Source organism: Aeromonas sp. TS_SC_11 (genome assembly GCF_057318915.1).
Genome location: NZ_CM170470.1, coordinates 3,337,879 through 3,356,931 on the forward strand (window position 1 = coordinate 3,337,879; position 19,053 = coordinate 3,356,931).

Below are 19,053 nucleotides of genomic sequence, written 5' to 3' on the forward strand. Positions count from 1 at the left end.
AATGGATATTTTGTTTTTACCGGGGTGCTTGTTTTTTAGGCTGTGGACAAAGAGGGAGGTGGCGCCCATGGTTATACAGTATCTGGATGAAGAGGAGAGATGAAGATGGACGTCAGTACCTTGCAACGGCTGGATGCCAATATCCTGCTCGGGATCATCAATGAAAAGTTGCGGCTGGAGTGTGATGGCCTGGAGGAACTACTGGCTTATTACGACATGACGGAGGATCAATTGGCGACCCGGTTAATGCAGATAGGCTATCACTACGACCCCATGAGCAATCAGTTCAAGGCCCATGGTTGAAGGGGAGTCGATCGTCGTTATCGGGGGGAACCAATCTTACTTTATGAACAGCGCACATTGAAATCGTTTTCAATGTGCGCTGAATTTTCAGCTATTTTCATGGATTTTCAGTACTTGGCAATGATTGAAAACCTATTCACGGATTTATATTTGCATTTATTTGTTAAGTTACTGATTTTAAATGAAATGAATGTTCCTGATTAATAAGTTTCAGGAAAGGGTTTTCAAGCTTGAACTGTCATTTTTATACGTTAAAGTGTGACTTGCGTTAACTTTTAAACCATCGGCTTTAGCTAGTATGCCCACGCCGGAACATATTCTGAGATAACAACAGCACCGGTCCCTGATGGGATAACAATTTTATTATTCTGTAACGAAGGAAATGGTTTATGGCTACCAAGAAGAAGACAGACCAGGATCTCCAACTGGATAAAGATCAGCTCAAGGCGAGTATCGTGCGTCACCTGCGTTCTACCTTGGGTACAAGCGAACAGAAAGCCTCGCCAGAAGCGTGGTGGAAAGCGACCGCAGCCGCCGTCAACGAACAGGTGTACGAGCGCCTGACCCGTACTCAGCAGACTCATTTCAAGAAAGATACTCGTGCGATTCATTATCTCTCTGCTGAATTTCTGATGGGGCGTTTGACCTCCAACAATCTGCACAACCTCTCCCTTTACAAAGTGTGTGAAGAGGCGTTGGGTGAACTCGGTCTGGAACTGACCGATTTGTGTGAACAAGAGCCGGACATGGCGCTCGGCAACGGTGGCCTTGGCCGCCTGGCTGCCTGCTTCATCGACTCCCTTGCCACCCTGAATTACCCGGCTGTCGGTTATGGCATCCATTACGAGCACGGCCTGTTCCGTCAGGAGATTAAGGATGGTCGTCAGATCGAACGCCCGGACTCCTGGCGTGAATATGGCAATCCCTGGGAGATCTGCCGCCCGGAATCCGTGCAGGAGATCCCGCTCTACGGCTATGTGGAAACCGTGTTCGGCGACAAGGGTGGCCTGAAGAAGGTATGGCACGCAGGTCGCAAGATCAAAGGGGTGCCTTGGGATATCCCTGTGGTGGGCTTTGGCGGTCACACCGTCAATATCCTGCGTCTGTGGGAATCCCGTGCCTCCGAGTTTTTCGACTGGGACGTGTTCAACGCCGGTGGTTACATCGATTCCCAGGCTGAAAAAGCCCAGGCCGAAACCATCTCCAAGGTGCTCTACCCGAATGATGAAACAGATGCGGGCAAAGAGCTGCGCCTGATCCAGCAGTACTTCTTCTGTGCCTGCTCCATCAAGGACATCATGCGCCGCTACAAGCGGGTGCATGGCAGTGACTTCAGCAATTTTGCCGCGCAAATTGCCATTCAGCTCAACGATACCCACCCGACTGTGGCTATCCCCGAGCTGATGCGGGTGCTGGTGGATGAGGAAGACTTGAACTGGGATGCCGCCTGGGCTATCTGCTATCGGGTCTTCTCCTACACCAACCACACACTGTTGCCGGAAGCGCTGGAGAAGTGGTCCGTCAGCCTGTTTGAGAAGGTGCTGCCCCGTCACCTGGAAGTCATTTACGAGATCAACGCCCGCTTCCTGAGCGATCTGGTCGAACCCAAGTGGCCAGGCAACGATGCCATCAAGGCCAAACTCTCCATCATTGAAGAAGGGGATGTACGCAAGGTGCGCATGGGTAACCTGTGCGTGATCGGTTCGTCCAAGGTGAACGGCGTGGCCGAGATCCACTCCAAGCTGGTGAAAGAGGATCTCTTCCCCGAGTTCGCCGAGCTGTGGCCAGAGAAGATGTGCAACGTCACCAACGGCGTGACGCCCCGTCGCTGGCTGCTGGCCTGCAACCCAGAGCTGGCCGAGCTCTATAACGAAGTGGTGGGCAAAGAGTGGCCGCTGCAGCTCGACAAGCTGCGTGCCGTCACCAAGTTTGCCGACGACAAGGCATTCCAGCAGCAGTTCATGACCATCAAGCGTCATAACAAGGAGAAACTGGTCAAGGTCATCAAGGCCGAAACCGGCATCGATGTGAGTGCCGAGGCGATCTTCGACGTCCAGATCAAGCGTCTGCACGAGTACAAGCGCCAACAGCTGAACCTCATCCATATCATGGCGCTCTACCGTCGTCTGCTGGCGAATCCTGACTATGACATGCACCCGCGCGTGTTCATCTTCGGCTCCAAGGCGGCGCCCGGTTACAAGCTGGCCAAGGACATCATCTACGCCATCAACAAGCTGGCGGAACGGGTCAACAACGATGCTCGCATCCAGGGCAAGCTGAAAGTGGTGTTCATGCCGAACTACCGCGTGAGTCTGGCCGAGAAGCTGATCCCGGCGGCCGATGTCTCCGAGCAGATCTCCACTGCAGGTTACGAAGCCTCCGGTACCGGCAACATGAAGATGGCACTGAACGGCGCCATCACCATAGGGACACTGGATGGGGCCAACATCGAGATCGCGGAAGAGGCGGGTGCCGAAAACTGCGCCATCTTCGGTCTGAACGTGGATGAGGTGAAGTCTCTGAAGGCGCGCGGCTACAACCCGTACGACTTCTACTATGCCAACTCCGAGCTCAAGGCCGTGCTGGATTGGTTCGACACTGACTACTTCACGCCGGGTCGTCCGGGCGAGCTGGCCTCCATCAAGCGCTCCTTGCTGGAAGGGGGCGATCCCTACCTGACCCTGGCCGATTTTGCTTCCTACTCCGACGCGCACAAGCTCATCGACACCTGGTACCGGGATCCAGCGCTGTGGGCGAAGAAAGCCATCATCAACTCGGCTACCATGGGCAAGTTCAACTCGGACCGTTCCATCCAGGACTACGTGGATCGGATCTGGAATCTGAAGAGCTGCAACGTACAAGGTTGATAACCTCTTGATATGAAAAAGCCCTCGCAATGCGAGGGCTTTTTGTTTCAGGGCATTTGGGGATCAGAGAATGTCCCCGACAAAGTAGGCAAGCCCTGCCAGCAGCACGGTGAACACGACGTTCAGTGCCATACCGGCTTTCATCATCTCTTTCTGGCGGATATGGCCGCTGGCGAAGACGATGGCATTGGGTGGGGTGGCGACCGGCAGCATGAAAGCGCAGGAGGCACCTATGGCGATCAGCACCGCCATGACGATGGGGGATACGCCCAGCGCTTCAGCCACCCCGGCAAACAGCGGGATGAGCAGGGCTGCGGTGGCGGTGTTGGAGACCAGTTCGGTCAGGAATACCACGAATGCCGCCAGCATCAGCAAGATGATGAAGATATTGGCATCGGCCAATACGGCTGACAGGTGGCTGGCCAGGAAGGCGCTGGTACCGGTCACCTTGAGGATGGCACTCAGGGTCAGACCGCCGCCAAACAACATCAGCACGCCCCAGTCGGTGTTCTGATTGATGTCATCCCAGCTGGCGACACGACTGACAGCGATGGCGATGATGGCACCCATGGCGATCAGGGTATCAAGCTGAGGAATGCCGCCCAGGGCACTGGAGATGGGTTGCGAGCCGATCCAGAGCACGACTGTGGTCAGGAAGATAGCCAGTGTTACCTTGCGCTCGCGGGTCCAGTTGATGGTGACATCCTGGATCTCGACCCTGTGGTTGAGCTGCGGACGGGTCACCAGATAGAGCAGGGCAATGCCGCAAGGCATCAGGATCAGCACCACAGGCACACCAAACTTCATCCAGTCGGTGAAGCCAATCCCCATCTGGGCGGCAGCGATGGCATTGGGTGGACTGCCGACCAGGGTGCCTATGCCACCAATGCTGGCGCTGTAGGCGATACCCAACAGTACGAAGACGAAGGTGGCCCGTTCCTTCTTGCTGTCGAGCCGTGCCAGCATACCGATGGCCAGCGGCAGCATCATGGCGGTGGTGGCGGTATTGCTGATCCACATGGACATGGCCGCCGTGATGGTAAACAGCAATATTATCCCCCAGCCCAGATGACCGTTGGCCAGGTGCATCACCTTGCCCGCCATAAGGGTATCCAATCCCTGTTTGGAGAGGGCGGCTGCGAGGGCGAAACCACCAAAAAACAGGAACAGAATAGGGTTGGCAAAATCGGTGAGGGATTTGCTCATGTCAAGCACCCCGAGCACTGTGGCCAGCAAAGGTACCAGCAGGGCCGTGATGGTGACGTGCAGGGCTTCGGTCAACCAGAGAATGGCGATGAAGACCAGGATCCCCAGCCCTTTGTTGACCATGGGATCAAATGGTAGCCAAGCCAGCATGGCACAGAGCAACAACACATCCAGGATGACAATCCCGGATTTGATGTCCAGCCAGCGAGATGGGGTAGTAGAGGGTACAGCCGATGTGTGCATAGTGTTCTCTCGGTTAATTTATGGTTGTTGTTGTGTTGCCGAGATTACAATTATTCCCCTGTTTGAAACAGGGGGAAGTCGTCAAACCATGCCGGGACTCACAGACTCAAAGCAGTGCGAAACACTTGAAAAACAAAAATTAAACAATTATTTATCAATTGAGGCTATGCCACAGAGGCAACCCACTCCTTGAAAAGGCTTTTGGGCAGAGAGCCGCTGCGTTGTGCCACCATCTTGCCCTGTTTGAATATCATCAGGGTGGGAATGCTGCGGATGGCGTAACGGGCTGCGATGGCAGCTTGTTGTTCCGTGTCGACTTTGACAAAGCGGAAGTGGGGCTCAAGTTCGCTGGCAACCTGTTGAAAAATTGGTGAAAATTGTAGGCATGGTCCGCACCAGCTGGCCCAGAAGTCCACCACGACAGGAAGGTCGGATTGGATAAGAATATCGAATTGATCCTCACGGCCGATGACAGGTGTGATACCAAAAAGCGAGGACTTGCAACGACCACATTTCGCGTTTGAATCCATTTTTCGGCGGGCAGGCGGTTTCTGGTGAAGCAATGACTACAATAGGTAGTGATAAATGACATAATTGATTCCTGTAAGCATAAGCCCTGCAACATCTTTATTGCACTGACAGGGCAGAGTAACGGTAACATAGCAGTCAGTTATCTTTCACAGCCAGTGGTCCGTTAGCGGATACACGGTCATGACATGAGAATCGAGACGGGATGAATAATGTGACACGGGTCAATCGTGTTGTCCTGAGCCTGATCATCGTCGCGCTGCTGGCGTTTGCCGGCTATTGCTGGCAACTGCTCAGCCAGCAACACAAGGCCTCCGAGCTGAGTGTGGCAGCGGAATTGATCCTCAATCGGGTCAATACCGACACTATTTATCTGCTGGGGCGCGAGAAAGCCAATGATGGCAATGTACAGCAGCGCCTCAACCAGTTGTCGAGCAACCTGGACAGCTTCGTGCGCCAGGTGCGCAACGATCCGGATACGGCCGATAGTCCCAACTCTCAATCCCTGCTGCACGATATCGACAGCTACCTGCTGGACTTGGCCAAGCTCTACTCCATGGAGATGGCCATCCAATATATAGAGCAGCCTTTTCAGAAGCAGCTCAATGCCTTGCTGGCGACCCTGCCGGCCAGCTCTGCGCTGGCCATTGATCTGGTCGAGCTGGCGCAGCTTAGCCACTACCTCAAGCGCAGCTGGGACAGGGGTGAGCAACGGCAACTGCAAGCGCTGCAGCAACGACTCAAGACCGCCTATCCCGAGTATCCCCAGGTGGCCGGGCTTGCCCAGTTGAGCGAGGACGTCAGCCGTCAGGTGGTGGATTACCATGTGTTGCGCAACCAGGTTATCGACATGCATGAGCTGGATGGCTTGTCGGTCTGGAAACAAAGCAAAATGGAGCAAGCCTCCTCCCTCAAGAGCCGTTTCTACCTGATGGTGCTCGCGGGTGCCATGGTCTGCTTCGCGCTGGTGGCGGTGACCCTGTGGCGTCGCAACCAGAAGTTGAGCGAGTTGTCACGTCAGACCGGCTTGCTGGCGCAGGCAAAAAGCGATTTTCTGGCCAACATGAGCCACGAGATCCGCACTCCCATGAATGCCATCATAGGTTTCAGTTCCCTGGCGCTGCAAACCGAGCTGGATCAGCAGCAGCGGGATTACCTCAGCAAGATAAAGTCTTCGTCAGATACCTTGCTGCTGCTTATCAACGACATTCTGGATCTGACCAAGGTGGAGTCCGGCAAGCTGACCCTGGAAGAGATCGATTTTGACTTGAGCGAGCAGATAGATTCGCTCGCCGGCATGTTTGCCGATCTGGCCGAGCGCAAGCAGGTCGAGGTCATCATCAACAAGTCCCCGGCCGTGCCCGATTTCCTGCGCGGCGATCCGCTGCGCCTGGGCCAGGTACTGGTCAATCTGGTCAACAACGCCATCAAGTTTACCGAGCGGGGCGAGGTGGAAGTGGCCATCACCTTGGTCAACCAGCATCCCATGCGGGTGCGTTTCAGCGTGCGGGATACCGGGATTGGCATCGCCGAGGATAAGCAGGACCAGCTGTTCCAGCCTTTCACCCAGCTGGAGGCGGGCAACACCCGCAAATATGGCGGCTCAGGTCTTGGCCTCAATATCTCCCAGCGTCTGGTCGAACTGATGGGCGGGCGGATCACTGTGCAGAGCAAGCCGGGGTCCGGCTCTGTGTTCCAGTTCGAGATCCCCATGACCAAGGCTGTGTACGGGGTTTCGGGCCGCCGGGTCTTTTTCGAGCATCAGCCGCTCATTCTGGTGATGGATGACAATGAGCTGGTGCTGGACTTGGCCAAGGATATTCTCGGCCGGGCCGGTGTCCGGGTCGTGGCTGTCAACAGCCTCTCCCGGGCGCGTCAGTTATTGCGGGAAGAGGGGCAGAATATCCGGCTGGCCATTCTGGATTGGCGCATGGGGCAGGAGGATGGCCTGGATCTGGCCCTCGAAATGTACCAGCACAGCCAGTGGCGGCGACTACCTATTCTGATGACCAGTGCCTGGGCCAAGGAGGGACTGCACGGGCGGATGGAGAGCATGGGCCTGACCCACTTTCTGCCCAAGCCCATGACCGAGAATTCCCTGCTGGCCAAGGTGGATGAGCTGCTCAATGGCAGCTCCCATGATCATCAGGTCCGCCAGGCCGAAGCCCAGGGCGATCAGCAGCACTTTCGTGAGCTGCTGCAAGGTGTCCGGGTCTTGCTGGCGGAGGACAACAGAGTCAACCAGCAACTCATCATCGAGTATCTGCGCCGGATCGATGCCGTGGTAACCGTGGTAGGTAACGGGCGCGAGGCGGTCGAACGGGTAGCCGAGCAGCCTTTTGACGTCATCCTGATGGATTTGCAGATGCCGGTACTCGATGGGTTGGATGCGACCCGCCAGATCCGCAAGATGGTCGACAAGCATGACGTGCCCATCATAGCGCTGACGGCCAGCGCCATGCCCGGTGACAGGGAGCGTTGCCTCGGTGTCGGCATGAACGGGTATGTCACCAAGCCGGTCAGCAAGCTGGATCTCTACAACAACCTGTTGCAGTGGGTGAAGAGCGCCAGCGGCGAGCGCCGGATCCCGTTGGAGGTGAAACCCCCTGATCTGATGGGAGTACTGGATCTGGAAGATGCCCTCAAACGGCTGGAGCAAGACAAGGAGGCGCTGCAGATCCTGTTCAAGCTGTTTATGTCCGAGCACAAGGATGATCTGTGGGAGATCCGCTCCGCCCTGCGTCGCCAGCAACCCGAAGTGGCCTGTCGTCTGTTGCATACCCTGAAGGGGGTGTCAGCCAATATCTCCGCTGCTCGCCTGCAGATCATGGCCGGTGATTTGGAGTGGCGACTGCGCCAGCAAGAAGAGTTGACCGAGCCGGATCTGGAGCAGCTGCAACAGGTATTCAGCCAGACCCGGGAGGAGGTGTCTCACTTTCTGCTGACCGGAGAGCAGCATGAATCACCATACAGCCCCGTGGGGCAGCGAGATGATCGCTTATTGTAGGGAGACAAATAGCAATAATTCTCAAGCCAGCCACTTCAGGCTATCATGACCCTCTCGTATCGCCCCCTTCTGGGGGCGATTGCATTACGTTTCCCCGTGACGGGCGGCAGCCTTGGGCTGGCCGCGACAAAGGACATCTACGTGAGTGTATTCTCAAGGCTGGGCTGGTTCTTCAAGGAGCAGTGGCGGCGTTATCTGATCGCCATCTCCTTGCTGATGATGGTGGCACTGTTGACCGTGATCCCGCCCAAAGTGGTGGGTTGGGTGGTGGATGGCATCGCCAAAGGTTCTCTCGACAACGACACCCTGATGGGCTATCTGGCGGGGCTGTTTGTGCTCGGTCTGCTCATTTATCTGCTGCGCTACGTATGGCGGGTCATGTTGTTTGGTGCCTCCTACCGGCTTGCCTATGTGCTGCGCAACCGACTGTTCAGCCACTTCACCCGCATGAGCCCCGATTTTTACCAGCGCCACCGCACCGGCGATCTGATGGCTCACGCCACCAACGATATCCAGGCGGTGGAGATGACAGCCGGGGAAGGGGTATTGACCCTGGTGGACTCCATCATAGTCGGGGTGCTGGTGCTCTCCATCATGTGCAGCCAGTACTCCTGGCAGCTGACCCTGCTCTCCCTGCTGCCCCTGCCTGTGATGGCATTCTTCATGAACCGCTTCGGTACTCAGATCTACAAGGAGTTCAAGGCGGCGCAGGGAGCCTTCTCCCGTCTCAACAACAAGACCCAGGAGGCACTCTCCGGCGTGCGGGTGCTCAAGTCTTATGCGGTTGAATCCCTGGAAGACAAGGGCTTTGCCGAACTGACCCGACAGGCGGGGGCGTGCAACATGGCGGTGGCCCGCATCGATGCCAAGTTCGACCCCGTCATCTACCTCTGTATCGGTTGCTCCTACTTTCTCGCCGTTGCCGGTGGCAGCGTGCTGGTGGTGCGTGACGAGCTGACTCTGGGGGAGCTCACCAGTTTCACCATGTATCTGGGTCAGCTCATCTGGCCCATGTTTGCCATCGCCTGGCTGTTCAACATCATAGAGCGGGGCAGCGCCGCCTATTCACGCATCGAGAGCATGCTGGCCGAGCGCAGCGACATCGAAGATCCGACGGAGCCGGCGATGTTTGTCTCTCCCTTCCCGCTTCAGGCCAAGGGGGTGAGCTATCAGCTGGAGCAGCGCACCTTGCTGCGCAATATCGACTTCACCCTCCACAGCGGCGGCATGCTGGGGATCGTCGGGCGCACCGGGGCTGGCAAGAGCTCGCTGCTCAAGCTGTTGATGCGCCTTGCCAATCCCACGTCTGGTGAGCTCACCATGGGCGCCGTGCCCATAGCGCAGCTGGCCCTTGGCGATCTGCGCGGCCAGTTTGCCTATGTGCCCCAGGAGCCGTTTTTGTTCTCTACCACCATAGCGGCCAACATCGCCCTTGGCCGGCCCGATGCCAGCCAGGAGGAGATAGAGCGGGTGGCGCGCATCGCCTGTGTGCACGATGACATCTGCCGCTTCCCCAAGGGCTATGAGACCGAAGTGGGGGAGAAGGGTGTGACCCTCTCCGGTGGTCAGAAACAGCGACTTTCCATTGCCCGCGCCCTGCTGTTGGCGGCGCCTATCTTGGTGCTGGATGATGCCTTGTCGGCGGTGGATGCTCATACCGAGCAGCAGATACTGCAAGCGCTCAAGGCCCATAGACGCACGCTGATCCTGGTCAGTCATCGCATGACGGCAGTGGAGCAGGCCGACGAAATCCTGGTGCTGGAGCAGGGCCACATCAGTGAGCGGGGCCGCCATGGCGCCCTGATGGCCCACAACGGCTGGTATGCAGACATGGTTCGTTACCAGCGACTGGAACAAGATGTAGAGGAGAGTTTGTGAACCCGACCATTGAATGGCGACTGACTGCCTGGTTGCGCCCGTTACTCGCTTCTGGAACAAGATGTGGGGAGACGCTGTGAATCCAACGATCAAACGCCTGCTCGCTTATTGCGCCCGTTATCCTCGCTGGCTGGTTCAGGCGGGGATCTGCCTGCTGCTGGCCACCGGCGCCGAAGTGGCCGGCCCTCTGCTCATCAAGCTCTTTATCGATGACTATCTGGCACCGCGCCAGCTGGTGTGGCCTCCCATTGCCGCCATCGCGGCTGGGTATCTTGGTCTGCAAGTGCTCTCGGCGGCGGGTTTCTATCTGCAATCCCTGCGTTTCAACCGCATCGCTCAGGCTGTGGTGCAGACCTTGCGCGAGCAAGTGTTTGCCACCGCCATCCGGCTGCCGGCCCGCTACTTTGACCAACATCGCTCCGGCTCGCTTATTTCCCGCATCACCAACGACACAGAGGCGATCATGAACCTCTATGTGCAGGTGATCGGCCTGCTGGTACAAAAAGTGGTGCTGCTGTGCGGCATCCTTATCTCCATGGCCCTGCTGGATGTGCGGTTGATGCTGGTGTGCGCCTGCTTGCTGCCGGCAGTGGCGGCTGTGATGTGGCTCTACCAGAAATTGAGCGTGCCCGTGGTACGGGCGACCCGCAGCTTGCTCTCCGACATCAACAGCCGCCTCAATGAGTCGCTGCAGGGAATGCCGGTCATTCAGGCCATGGTACAGGAGCGCCACTTCGCCAACGCCTTTGCCGAGGTGAATCAGCAGCACTGGTCGGCGCGCCTCAAGAGCCTCAAGATCAACGGTATTCTGCTGCGCCCCCTTATCGACCTCTTCTACATGATGGTGCTGATAGGCCTGCTGGCCCTGTTTGCCCGCGAGGGCTTGAGTGCCGGTGGTGCCATCCAGGTGGGGGTACTCTATGCCTTCATCAGCTATCTGGGGCGCATGATAGAGCCGCTCATCGAGATGACCAACCAACTCAACCAGTTGCAACAGGCCATGGTGGCCGGGGAGCGGGTATTTGCCCTGCTCGACGAGTCCCGTGAGAGCACGCAAGGCGAGAGTCCTGCGTTGCAGGGGCGGGTCAGCTTCGACAAGGTGAGCTTCTCCTACGATGGCCAGCAGCAGGTGTTGCGGGAGGTGAGCTTTGCCGCTTGTCCTGGCCAGATGCTGGCGCTGGTGGGCCATACCGGCAGTGGCAAGTCCACCATCATCAGCCTGTTGATGGGGTTTTATCCGCTGGATCAGGGCACCATCCGCTTCGATGATCACCCCATGGCTGAACTGTCGCTGGCGGCGGTGCGCCGCAGCATAGGTCTGGTGCAGCAGGATCCCTTTATCTTCGTTGGGACTTTGGCGGAAAACCTGCGGCTCGGCCGTGACGGCATCGACGAGGCCCGCCTCTGGCAGGCATTGACCGAGGTACAGCTGGCGGACTTCGTGCTGAGCCTGCCGGATGGGCTGAGTACCCTGATGGAGGAGGGGGGCAAGAACCTCTCCGCCGGTCAGCGGCAGTTGCTCTCCTTCGCCCGCGCCCTGGTGGGGGATCCGCGCATCCTCATCCTGGATGAAGCCACCGCCAGCGTGGATTCCCAGACCGAGCTGGCGCTCTCCACGGCGCTGGCAGCAGCCCGCCGTGGCCGCACCACCATCGCCATCGCTCACCGGCTCTCGACCATAGTCGATGCCGACGAGATCCTGCTGCTTTCCCGCGGTCAGGTAAATGAGCGGGGCACCCACGGTGAGCTGATGACGCAGGGAGGACACTACGCCCAGCTGTTCGAGATGCAGAGTCAGGGGGCCTGGCTGGAAGAGAAACGGGCCTGATCGCAAGGCCCGTTGTAAAAAAGAGAGGGAGCCCGAGGGTTCCCTCTTTTTTTGTGTTCACCGACAAGCAGCAGAAGCGTGATCGGCAACCTTGTAGAGCAGGGTGGTTGCATGGCAACATGCCGTTTACATTAACTCATCGGATCAGTTTGCATATGGACCTGCAACGTTTCAAAGCCAATCTGGCGCTCCGGCTGTTTGCCTGGCGCTACATTCCCGTTATCGGCTTTTGTGCCCCCGTGATCGAACGGATGGATGCGAAGGCACTGCGCATTCGCATTCCCCTTGGCTGGCGTACTCGCAACCATCTGGGCAGCATGTATTTCGGCGCCCTGGCGACCGGTGCCGATCTGGTGGGGGGATTGCTGGTAATGGAGAAGGGACGGACGAGAGGCAAGAAGGTACATTTTGCTTTTAAAGATGTACAGGGGGAGTTTCTGAAGCGGCCTGAGGCGGATGTACAGTTTGATTGCGCCGCCGGGGAAGAGATAGATGCCATGATCGACGAATCATTGGCGACGGGGCAGAGAGTCAATCGTCCCATCCAGGTGGTGGCGACTTGCCCGTCACTGAATGGGGATGAGGCGATGGCGCGCTTTGTGCTGACCTTGTCGATCAAGGCCAGCTAGTCAGCAACCGGCTCACTTGCACCTCCAGGCAGGAGGGAAGCGGCCGGTCTTCTGGCTCGGTTCCGCTTGCATCACGACTGTCATGTCGCGGATGCCAGCCACTGACTAGGTCACTCTTCTGATCTGCTGGTAGTGCTTGCGGGGATCAGAGGATCTCAGGGCTCACGCCCTCTTTTACCACGACTTTCATGCCGTTGAAGTTGACCACTTGTTCGGCCACTATCTTGCAGCGTTTGCGGGTCTCGACCTGACCGTCCACTTCGACCAGACCGTCGGCGACGAGGGCCTTGGCGGCGCCGCCACAATCGGCCCAACCCTGATGCTTGATAAGGTCACACAAGGCAACGAAGGGGTGGCCTTCGAGCAGAAACGTCTCCATGGGAAATCCTCTAGATGGATGAATGGCTGAAACAGCAGGGCGAGTATTTTAGGCAGTTCAGGCCAGCAATGAAAGGGCGGGGTAGAGAAGGCATCATAAAAGCAGCGTGATAGTGTGAACGACAATGGTCAGCCCGGCGGGTGCCGGGCTGACTCAGGGAGTGCAAGTATTGATGTCAGCCCACCTTCACTACGGCTTCTCCGGTCACGGCGAGGGTGCCGCCAGCGGCAAGGATGCGGGTGGCCAGGGTGATGATTGGCTTGTCACTGCGCATGGCGATGATCTCCACCTCGGCCGTCACCTCATCTCCCACAAACACCGGCTGCTTGAAGGAGAGACTCTGCCCCAGATAGACGGCGCCCTTGCCCGGCAGCTGCTGGCCCAACAGCCCGGAGAAGAGGCTGGCCAGCAGCATGCCGTGTACTATGGGACGCTCGAATGGCGTGGTAGCGGCAAAAGCCGAGTCCAGGTGCAGGGGATTGAAATCCTCCGACAAGCCGGCGAAGGCCTCGACTTCGGCCGCGCCGAACCGTTTGGTCAGGCTGGCTTTTTGCCCAATTTCAAGGGGGAGTGTGTTCATGCGGGCTCCTCCTCCGGGGTGTTGGCAAAGACAGGGTTGAGCCGCACCTTGACATAACCGCCGGGGGCCGCCTCCAGTCCCTCGCTCGGGATGCGGGCGGGTACGGACGTGGCCTCCTCTTCACGCCCCTTGATGAAGGCTGCCATCTCGGGCCACCAGGAGCCGCTTTGATGGGTTGCCTGCTCAAGCCAGGCGTCCGGGGTGTCACTGCTCGCATCGCTGTGCCAGAAGCCGTACTTGTTGGCCGCAGGCGGGTTGATGATGCCGGCAATGTGGCCCGATTCGGCCAGGATGAAGCGCTGCTCGCCGCCAAACAGCTTCATGCCCTGCCAGGTGCCCTGCCAGAGGGCGATGTGATCGTCCATGGCCGAGACCAGCAGCGCAGGGGTCTTCACCTTGGCCAGATCGATGCGGGTGTTGCGGATCTTGAGCTCCCCCTTCACCAGCTGGTTCTCCAGATAGAGACGGCGCAGCAGGCTGTTGTGGGTCTTGCCCGCCACGTTGGTACTGTCGCTGTTCCAGTGCAGCAGATCGAACGCCACCGGGCTCTGGCCCTTGAGGTAGCTGTCGATGTAGTAATTCCAGTAGAGGCTGTTTTCCCGCAGCAGGCTGAAGGAGACCGCCAGCTGGCGTCCATCCATGATGCCCTTGGCCTCATTCTGGGCCTCCAGCGCCGCTATGATGGGCTCGTGGATGAAGATGCCAAGCTCCCCCGGCTGGGAGAAATCGAGCAGGGTGGTGAACAGGGTGGCGGAGCGCACCCGCTGTTTCTGGCGCCGTGCCGCCAGCCAGCCCATGGCGAGCGACAGGGCGGTACCGCCGATGCAGTAACCGATACCGTGAACCTCACGCTCGCCGGTGGCCGCTTCCACGCCGTCCAGCGCGGCGATCACCCCGTCGACCACATAGTCGTCGAGATCGATATTGGCCTGCTCCACCCCCGGGTTGCGCCAGGAGATCATGAATACCGTCTGGCCCTGGGCGACCAGCCAGGCGACCAGAGAGTTCTGGGTCCGCATGTCCATGATGTAGTACTTGTTGATGAAGGGCGGCACTATCAGCACCGGCGTCCTGGCCACGGTTTCCGTGGTCGGGCTGTACTGGATAAGCTCGTAGAGCTCGGTGCGTTGCACCACCCGGCCCGGCGTCAAGGCCAGATCCCGCCCCAGTTCGAAGGCGGACTCGTCGGTCAGGCGGATGTTGAGCTGATCGGCGCTGCGCTCCAGATCCTCGGCCAGCAGGGCCAGTCCGCGCACCAGATTCTGGCCGTCGGATTCCAGGGTGAGCCTGAGCAATTCGGGGTTGGTGGCCAGAAAGTTGCTGGGCGCCATGGCATTGAGGTATTGACGGGTAAAAAAGCGCAGTCGCTCCCGGCTCTTCTGGGGAACCCCTTCCAGCGCATCTACCGAGGCCAGCAGGTGTTTGGCGGTCAGCAGATAGGATTGCTTGAGGTAGTCATAAAGGGGCTGGTCACGCCAGGCGTCGTCCTTGAAGCGGCGATCGCTGCGCTCGGGCGTGATCACCGGCTCGCTCTCCTGGCCTGCGCTTTTGAGCAGGGTATGCTGCATCAGCTTGAGTTGATCCTGCCACCAGTTCATCTGGGCATTGATCAGTTGCCAGGGTTGCTGAGTGCCCTGTTCCAGTACTTGGCCCAGATCGTCCAGATTGGTCTGCAACAGCGCCTGCGCCGTGCGCTCCGTCTGTGCCTTGGCCATGTCCAGCAACTTGTCGTTATAGTGGGCCAGGGCCTCGAACAGCGGGCCGTAAGATGATTGGCTCATGTTCTCTCCTTCACCCACACCCGTGACAGAGCGAGCCTGTCGTGTCGGGTCATGGGGAGATGTGGCTGCCCGCATCGGGCAGCCAGGGGGATATCAGGCCTTGCCCGTGCTCTTTTTGATGCCGTCGGCCGCCAGGGTATCCAGCTCTTCCTTGAACTGCAGACCCAGCGCATTGAGCTTCTGGATGTCATCCAGCATCTGGCGGGAGAGCTGGCTGGCGGTTTCCAGCTGCACAGTGCCGAGGGCCGCCAGGCTCTGGGCATCCTGCACCTTGCCAACCGCCTGCAACTGGCTCAATCCCAGTTCGGCATAGGCATTGGCGGAAGCCAGCTGCAACCGGGTCAGTTGTTCAATATTGCTGGCCAGCAGCTGGTTGTAACGGGTGAGGGGGGCAGCAAAGCCTTGCATCTGCTCGGTAAAGGTCTTGATTACGTCCATATTCATCGCGCGTCTCCGTGGTTGACAGCAGGGTATTGCAAAAGGCCGACAGGCCCATTCTTTGGTTACATCCGTTCGACTACATCCTTAAGTCGTTACGTGTCGTTTGCTCTGTTCAAACGCACGTTTGAGCATTGTGTTACCAAATGAGGCTTGATGTAAATAATATAAATGTTAATTTTTGCTTAAATTTTGATTCTGGTCTGGCCAGGTAGCCGAGAGAATTCAGACGGGGAATGACGCAGCCACGCCTGCTCGGTCTCGTTCCTTCCTGCCAGTACTGATAGGCTGGCGCCACTCTCTGACCGTCAAGGAAAGCCCCGATGAAACCTGCCCACCTCTTGCTTGTCTGTGGTTCTTTAGCCCTGAGCGGTGTCTCCCATGCCAGCACCCCGATTCAGGTCTCGCTGCCCGGTGTCAATCTGCCTGCCTCCCATCAGGTCGAAGGCGCCAGAGCCTCCTTTCTCTATGGCCGCACCGGTCAGGTGAAGGGATTAGATCTGCCCATCTTGGCCCTCTCCGATGTGGATCAGTTCAGCGGTCTGCAGCTTGGCGTTTTCCTCGGTGCCGGACGGGTGCGCCATCAGTTCAACGGTGTGGCCATCAATGCCGTCAACTGGCACGAGGGACAGGACAAGGGGGTAAACCTTGGCTTCGTCAACCTGACCAACAATGTGCAGGGCCTGAACTGGGGCGCCGTCAACATCGCCAAGGGCAATGCTCTGGCCAACGTCGGGTTCGTCAACTATGCCGAACGCACCACCTTCCAGCTGGGTTTCATCAACGCCACCAAGCATCTGGACGGGCTGCAGATAGGCCTTGCCAACTACGCCGAGAACGGTATTTTCCCCATACTGCCGCTGATCAATTTCAAGAAATCCTTCTAAGGCGCGCTCCCGGCCTTGCTTTAGGGGGCGCAGCCATTACCCTGTGCTCCATTGATAGCGCGCAGAGGTGACACGGGCATGACAATGGAACACATGGATGCTATCGGCATCGGCTGGGATGTGAGAGGTTGGCAGGGCAATGCCCAGGCGGTGGCCGTGGTGGGCTGGCAGGCACGCGAGCAGCGCCTGCACTGGTTTGGGGTGTCGCCCCTGTTCCGGCTGAGTTCGCGGGTGGCGCCGGATCTGGATGCCCTGCTGCGACCGGCGCTGCAAGATGAGATGAATCTGATGCAGGTGCTGGCTTGCCCGCAGCTGGCACTGGGTATCGATGCGCCGCTCGCCTTTCCACGTGCCCTGGGCGATCTGCTGGCGGGGAGGGCGACCGAGTGCGCCGTGCCCCAGCGCGAAATTGACAACCCTTATGCCTATCGCGATTGCGAGCGCTGGCTGCACCGGCAATATGGCAAGAAGCCTCTTTCCGCGACCTTCGACCGGCTCGGCAACAACGCCACGCTGGCGCTCTCCATGCTGCCCCGGCTGGGGGATCTGCAACTCGTACCCAAGCTGCAGTCTCAGGCCGATCGCGCCGTGCTGGAGGTCTATCCCGCTTTGGCCAAAGTGGGTGGCAAGGCATCCGCTGTCAGGGCCGAGCTGCAACCCCATCTGCCTGCAGAATTGGCGACGGGTACGGATCGCTACGACGCCGCCATCTGCGCCCTGATGGCGCTGCAATACGCAGCCAAGGGGACTGTGTCTCTGCTGCCACCCCTTATACAAGCGCCCGCCGACATGGTACTGGATGAAGGCTGGGTCTATCACTTCGCACGCCCTTGAAAGCAGGGCCGAGTACTGACCTCTCGGCCTTGTTCTGCTTCTTTTCTGCAGGGTGTTATACAGGGCACTCGGGTTTTTCTTTGCTTTCCTCAGTGCCATCACGCAGCCAGACCCGATGCTGGTTTATTGCTCTCATATGCCATCAAACAAAGGTATGAGATAACCCTGTGAAACTCGGTCAAGCCAGGGGGAGCCGCCCCTGGTCTGGCAGGGCAAAAACGGCACTAACAGGGCATGGGGTGGGATTGTGATGACAAATTCACCGTTTGATGGTGATTTCCAGGGCTAAATAGCGGTTTGTGCCGCACAAAAGTAGAAGTGCAATCTCCTCATCCGATATATTGCGCCTTTCCCTGATCTTCTCTGCGGTGATGTCGATGAAACGCATTCTCTCTATCCAGTCCCACGTGGTGTTTGGCTGTGCCGGTAACAGTGCCGCCGTGTTTCCCATGCGCCGTCTCGGCATGGAGGTGTGGCCCGTCAACACGGTGCAATTCTCCAACCACACCCAGTACGCGGCGGGCTGGCAGGGGATGGCGATGCCTGCCGGTCACATCAGCGCCCTGGTAAAGGGGTTGAGTGATATCGAGGTGCTGGGCCAGTGTGACGCCGTGTTGAGTGGTTATCTCGGCTCGGCCGAGCAGGGGGACGAGATCCTGGCGGTGGTGGCCGCGGTCAAGGCCGCCAATCCCAATGCGATCTATTTCTGCGATCCCGTCATGGGGCATCCGGAGAAGGGGTGCATAGTCGCCCCCGGTGTCACCCGTTTTCTCACCGAGCAGGCGCTGCCGGTGGCCGACATCATGGCACCCAACCTGCTGGAGCTGGAGACACTGTGTGATACCCACCTGGCGGATCTGGCCCAGACCCGGGTGGCTGCCCATCAGCTGCTGGCCAAGGGGGTCAAGATGGTACTGGTCAAGCATCTGGGGCGTGCCGCACAGGAGTCGGGTCGTTTCGAGATGCTGCTGGCCACCCCCGAGGGCGACTATCTGATCGCCCGTCCGCTCTATGCGTTTGCCCGCCAACCAGTGGGGGTAGGGGATCTTATCAGTGCTCTGATGCTGGCCAATCTGCAGACCGGCTACGATGCCGTGACTGCCTTTGAGCGAACCAATGCGGCGGTGGATACTGTGATGCTGCACACCTGGCAGGCAGAGGCTTACGAACTGCAACTGATTTCAGCTCAGGATGCGTTTGCCGAGCCAGTGATCAAGGTGTGCGCCGAGCGGTTGGCCTGATCATCCAGGTTTGCGAGCCCATGATCACACAGCAGGCAGGGCTGCCGTGTTCACCCCCAACGCGACAGCCTGACAGTGTTCCACTGCCTGATAGTGTTCCACTGTGGGGAAGGGGTCGTAGAAGTGGTGCAGCAGTGCCTTCCATTGCTGGTACTGAGCGGAGCCGCGAAAGCCCTGAGTGTGATCTTCGAGCCGCTGCCAGCTGACCAGCAGCAGATAACGGTGAGGATCGGTCAGCGAGCGTTGCAACTGGTGCCCGGCGTACCCTGGCATGGCACTGATGATGGTCTGGGCTTGCCCAAAGGCCCGCTCGAAGACGGCGGCCTGACCCGGTATAACCTGCAGATGGGCGACTTCCAATATCATGATGACTCCTTGTCTTGACGGGGGAGGCGCCATTTCAGCAGTTCAGGCCACAACGAAC

The 19,053-nt window shown here is 58.4% G+C and carries 15 protein-coding genes and 1 pseudogene; 9 read left to right on the forward strand and 7 right to left on the reverse strand.

The features are described 5' to 3' along the window. The first annotated feature begins 105 nt into the window (after positions 1 to 105). Together AC1P02_RS15475 and AC1P02_RS15480 are read left to right on the forward strand one after the other, a co-directional pair. A complete protein-coding gene (locus AC1P02_RS15475; RefSeq protein ID WP_005311031.1) occupies positions 106 to 303 on the forward strand; it encodes a DUF4250 domain-containing protein in 198 nt (65 codons plus the stop codon). Between the two features lie 389 nt (positions 304 to 692). Continuing rightward, positions 693 to 3,170 carry a glycogen/starch/alpha-glucan phosphorylase gene (locus tag AC1P02_RS15480; RefSeq protein ID WP_096119590.1) on the forward strand — a complete coding sequence of 826 codons (2,478 nt, stop codon included), beginning with the start codon at positions 693 to 695 and terminating at the stop codon, positions 3,168 to 3,170. A gap of 63 nt (positions 3,171 to 3,233) precedes the next feature. On the opposite strand, the gene AC1P02_RS15485 is transcribed toward AC1P02_RS15480, so the two are convergent. Continuing rightward, the gene (locus AC1P02_RS15485) at positions 3,234 to 4,619 is read right to left on the reverse strand and encodes an SLC13 family permease (RefSeq protein WP_017412837.1); all 1,386 of its coding nucleotides are present in this window, start codon (positions 4,617 to 4,619) and stop codon (positions 3,234 to 3,236) included. A gap of 164 nt (positions 4,620 to 4,783) precedes the next feature. Next, positions 4,784 to 5,211, reverse strand: a pseudogene (gene trxC, locus AC1P02_RS15490) (thioredoxin TrxC). A gap of 141 nt (positions 5,212 to 5,352) precedes the next feature. Here trxC and AC1P02_RS15495 point away from each other — a divergent pair. The 4 genes from AC1P02_RS15495 (at position 5,353) to AC1P02_RS15510 (ending at position 12,489) form a co-directional block, all read left to right on the forward strand. Then, a complete protein-coding gene (locus AC1P02_RS15495; protein ID WP_058394450.1) occupies positions 5,353 to 8,154 on the forward strand; it encodes a response regulator in 2,802 nt (933 codons plus the stop codon). A 141-nt stretch (positions 8,155 to 8,295) separates the two neighbouring features. Then, positions 8,296 to 10,032, forward strand: coding sequence for an ABC transporter transmembrane domain-containing protein (locus AC1P02_RS15500; RefSeq protein ID WP_166541567.1), 1,737 nt, complete (start codon positions 8,296 to 8,298; stop codon positions 10,030 to 10,032). A 76-nt stretch (positions 10,033 to 10,108) separates the two neighbouring features. Next, positions 10,109 to 11,860: an ABC transporter transmembrane domain-containing protein gene (locus AC1P02_RS15505; protein WP_485182614.1), complete on the forward strand. Its 1,752-nt coding sequence runs from the start codon at positions 10,109 to 10,111 to the stop codon at positions 11,858 to 11,860. Positions 11,861 to 12,015: 155 nt separating this feature from the next. After that, complete coding sequence (locus AC1P02_RS15510; RefSeq protein WP_058394447.1) at positions 12,016 to 12,489, forward strand: DUF4442 domain-containing protein; 474 nt, start codon at positions 12,016 to 12,018, stop codon at positions 12,487 to 12,489. 145 nt (positions 12,490 to 12,634) lie between these two features. On the opposite strand, the gene ybcJ is transcribed toward AC1P02_RS15510, so the two are convergent. The 4 genes from ybcJ to AC1P02_RS15530 all read right to left on the reverse strand — a co-directional run bounded on the left by ybcJ (position 12,635) and on the right by AC1P02_RS15530 (position 15,673). Further along, positions 12,635 to 12,868, reverse strand: a complete 234-nt coding sequence (gene ybcJ, locus AC1P02_RS15515; RefSeq protein ID WP_005311045.1) for a ribosome-associated protein YbcJ — start codon at positions 12,866 to 12,868, stop codon at positions 12,635 to 12,637. A gap of 175 nt (positions 12,869 to 13,043) precedes the next feature. Continuing rightward, entirely contained in the window at positions 13,044 to 13,448 is a 405-nt protein-coding gene (locus AC1P02_RS15520; protein ID WP_485182615.1) for a MaoC family dehydratase, read from the reverse strand. Beyond that, entirely contained in the window at positions 13,445 to 15,229 is a 1,785-nt protein-coding gene (locus tag AC1P02_RS15525; protein ID WP_485182616.1) for a class I poly(R)-hydroxyalkanoic acid synthase, read from the reverse strand. Before AC1P02_RS15525 ends, AC1P02_RS15520 begins: the two co-directional genes overlap by 4 nt. Before the next feature lie 93 nt (positions 15,230 to 15,322). Continuing rightward, positions 15,323 to 15,673: a phasin family protein gene (locus AC1P02_RS15530; RefSeq protein WP_021138288.1), complete on the reverse strand. Its 351-nt coding sequence runs from the start codon at positions 15,671 to 15,673 to the stop codon at positions 15,323 to 15,325. A 317-nt stretch (positions 15,674 to 15,990) separates the two neighbouring features. On the opposite strand from AC1P02_RS15530, the gene AC1P02_RS15535 reads away from it, so the two are divergent. The 3 genes from AC1P02_RS15535 to pdxY all read left to right on the forward strand — a co-directional run bounded on the left by AC1P02_RS15535 (position 15,991) and on the right by pdxY (position 18,629). Beyond that, positions 15,991 to 16,554 (forward strand): VC2662 family protein, encoded by a 564-nt coding sequence (locus AC1P02_RS15535; RefSeq protein ID WP_485182618.1) that lies wholly within the window; start codon positions 15,991 to 15,993, stop codon positions 16,552 to 16,554. A 78-nt stretch (positions 16,555 to 16,632) separates the two neighbouring features. Continuing rightward, positions 16,633 to 17,388, forward strand: a complete 756-nt coding sequence (locus AC1P02_RS15540) for a DUF429 domain-containing protein (RefSeq protein ID WP_059111956.1) — start codon at positions 16,633 to 16,635, stop codon at positions 17,386 to 17,388. A 377-nt stretch (positions 17,389 to 17,765) separates the two neighbouring features. Next, positions 17,766 to 18,629, forward strand: coding sequence for a pyridoxal kinase PdxY (gene pdxY, locus AC1P02_RS15545; RefSeq protein WP_277736319.1), 864 nt, complete (start codon positions 17,766 to 17,768; stop codon positions 18,627 to 18,629). 24 nt (positions 18,630 to 18,653) lie between these two features. Here the strand turns inward: pdxY and AC1P02_RS15550 are convergent, their stop codons facing one another. Then, positions 18,654 to 18,995 (reverse strand): antibiotic biosynthesis monooxygenase family protein, encoded by a 342-nt coding sequence (locus AC1P02_RS15550; RefSeq protein WP_277736320.1) that lies wholly within the window; start codon positions 18,993 to 18,995, stop codon positions 18,654 to 18,656. Positions 18,996 to 19,053: the final 58 nt, after the last annotated feature.

Excerpts from the sequence above, each read along its gene's own strand:
- AC1P02_RS15485 (WP_017412837.1), bottom strand. The coding sequence starts at position 4,619 with ATGCACACATCGGCTGTACCCTCTACTACCCCATCTCGCTGGCTGGAC.
- AC1P02_RS15525 (WP_485182616.1), bottom strand. The coding sequence starts at position 15,229 with ATGAGCCAATCATCTTACGGCCCGCTGTTCGAGGCCCTGGCCCACTAT.
- pdxY (WP_277736319.1), top strand. The coding sequence starts at position 17,766 with ATGAAACGCATTCTCTCTATCCAGTCCCACGTGGTGTTTGGCTGTGCC.
- AC1P02_RS15520 (WP_485182615.1), bottom strand. The coding sequence starts at position 13,448 with ATGAACACACTCCCCCTTGAAATTGGGCAAAAAGCCAGCCTGACCAAA.
- AC1P02_RS15550 (WP_277736320.1), bottom strand. The coding sequence starts at position 18,995 with ATGATATTGGAAGTCGCCCATCTGCAGGTTATACCGGGTCAGGCCGCC.
- AC1P02_RS15530 (WP_021138288.1), bottom strand. The coding sequence starts at position 15,673 with ATGAATATGGACGTAATCAAGACCTTTACCGAGCAGATGCAAGGCTTT.
- AC1P02_RS15495 (WP_058394450.1), top strand. The coding sequence starts at position 5,353 with ATGAATAATGTGACACGGGTCAATCGTGTTGTCCTGAGCCTGATCATC.
- AC1P02_RS15510 (WP_058394447.1), top strand. The coding sequence starts at position 12,016 with ATGGACCTGCAACGTTTCAAAGCCAATCTGGCGCTCCGGCTGTTTGCC.
- AC1P02_RS15480 (WP_096119590.1), top strand. The coding sequence starts at position 693 with ATGGCTACCAAGAAGAAGACAGACCAGGATCTCCAACTGGATAAAGAT.
- AC1P02_RS15540 (WP_059111956.1), top strand. The coding sequence starts at position 16,633 with ATGACAATGGAACACATGGATGCTATCGGCATCGGCTGGGATGTGAGA.
- AC1P02_RS15535 (WP_485182618.1), top strand. The coding sequence starts at position 15,991 with ATGAAACCTGCCCACCTCTTGCTTGTCTGTGGTTCTTTAGCCCTGAGC.
- AC1P02_RS15475 (WP_005311031.1), top strand. The coding sequence starts at position 106 with ATGGACGTCAGTACCTTGCAACGGCTGGATGCCAATATCCTGCTCGGG.
- ybcJ (WP_005311045.1), bottom strand. The coding sequence starts at position 12,868 with ATGGAGACGTTTCTGCTCGAAGGCCACCCCTTCGTTGCCTTGTGTGAC.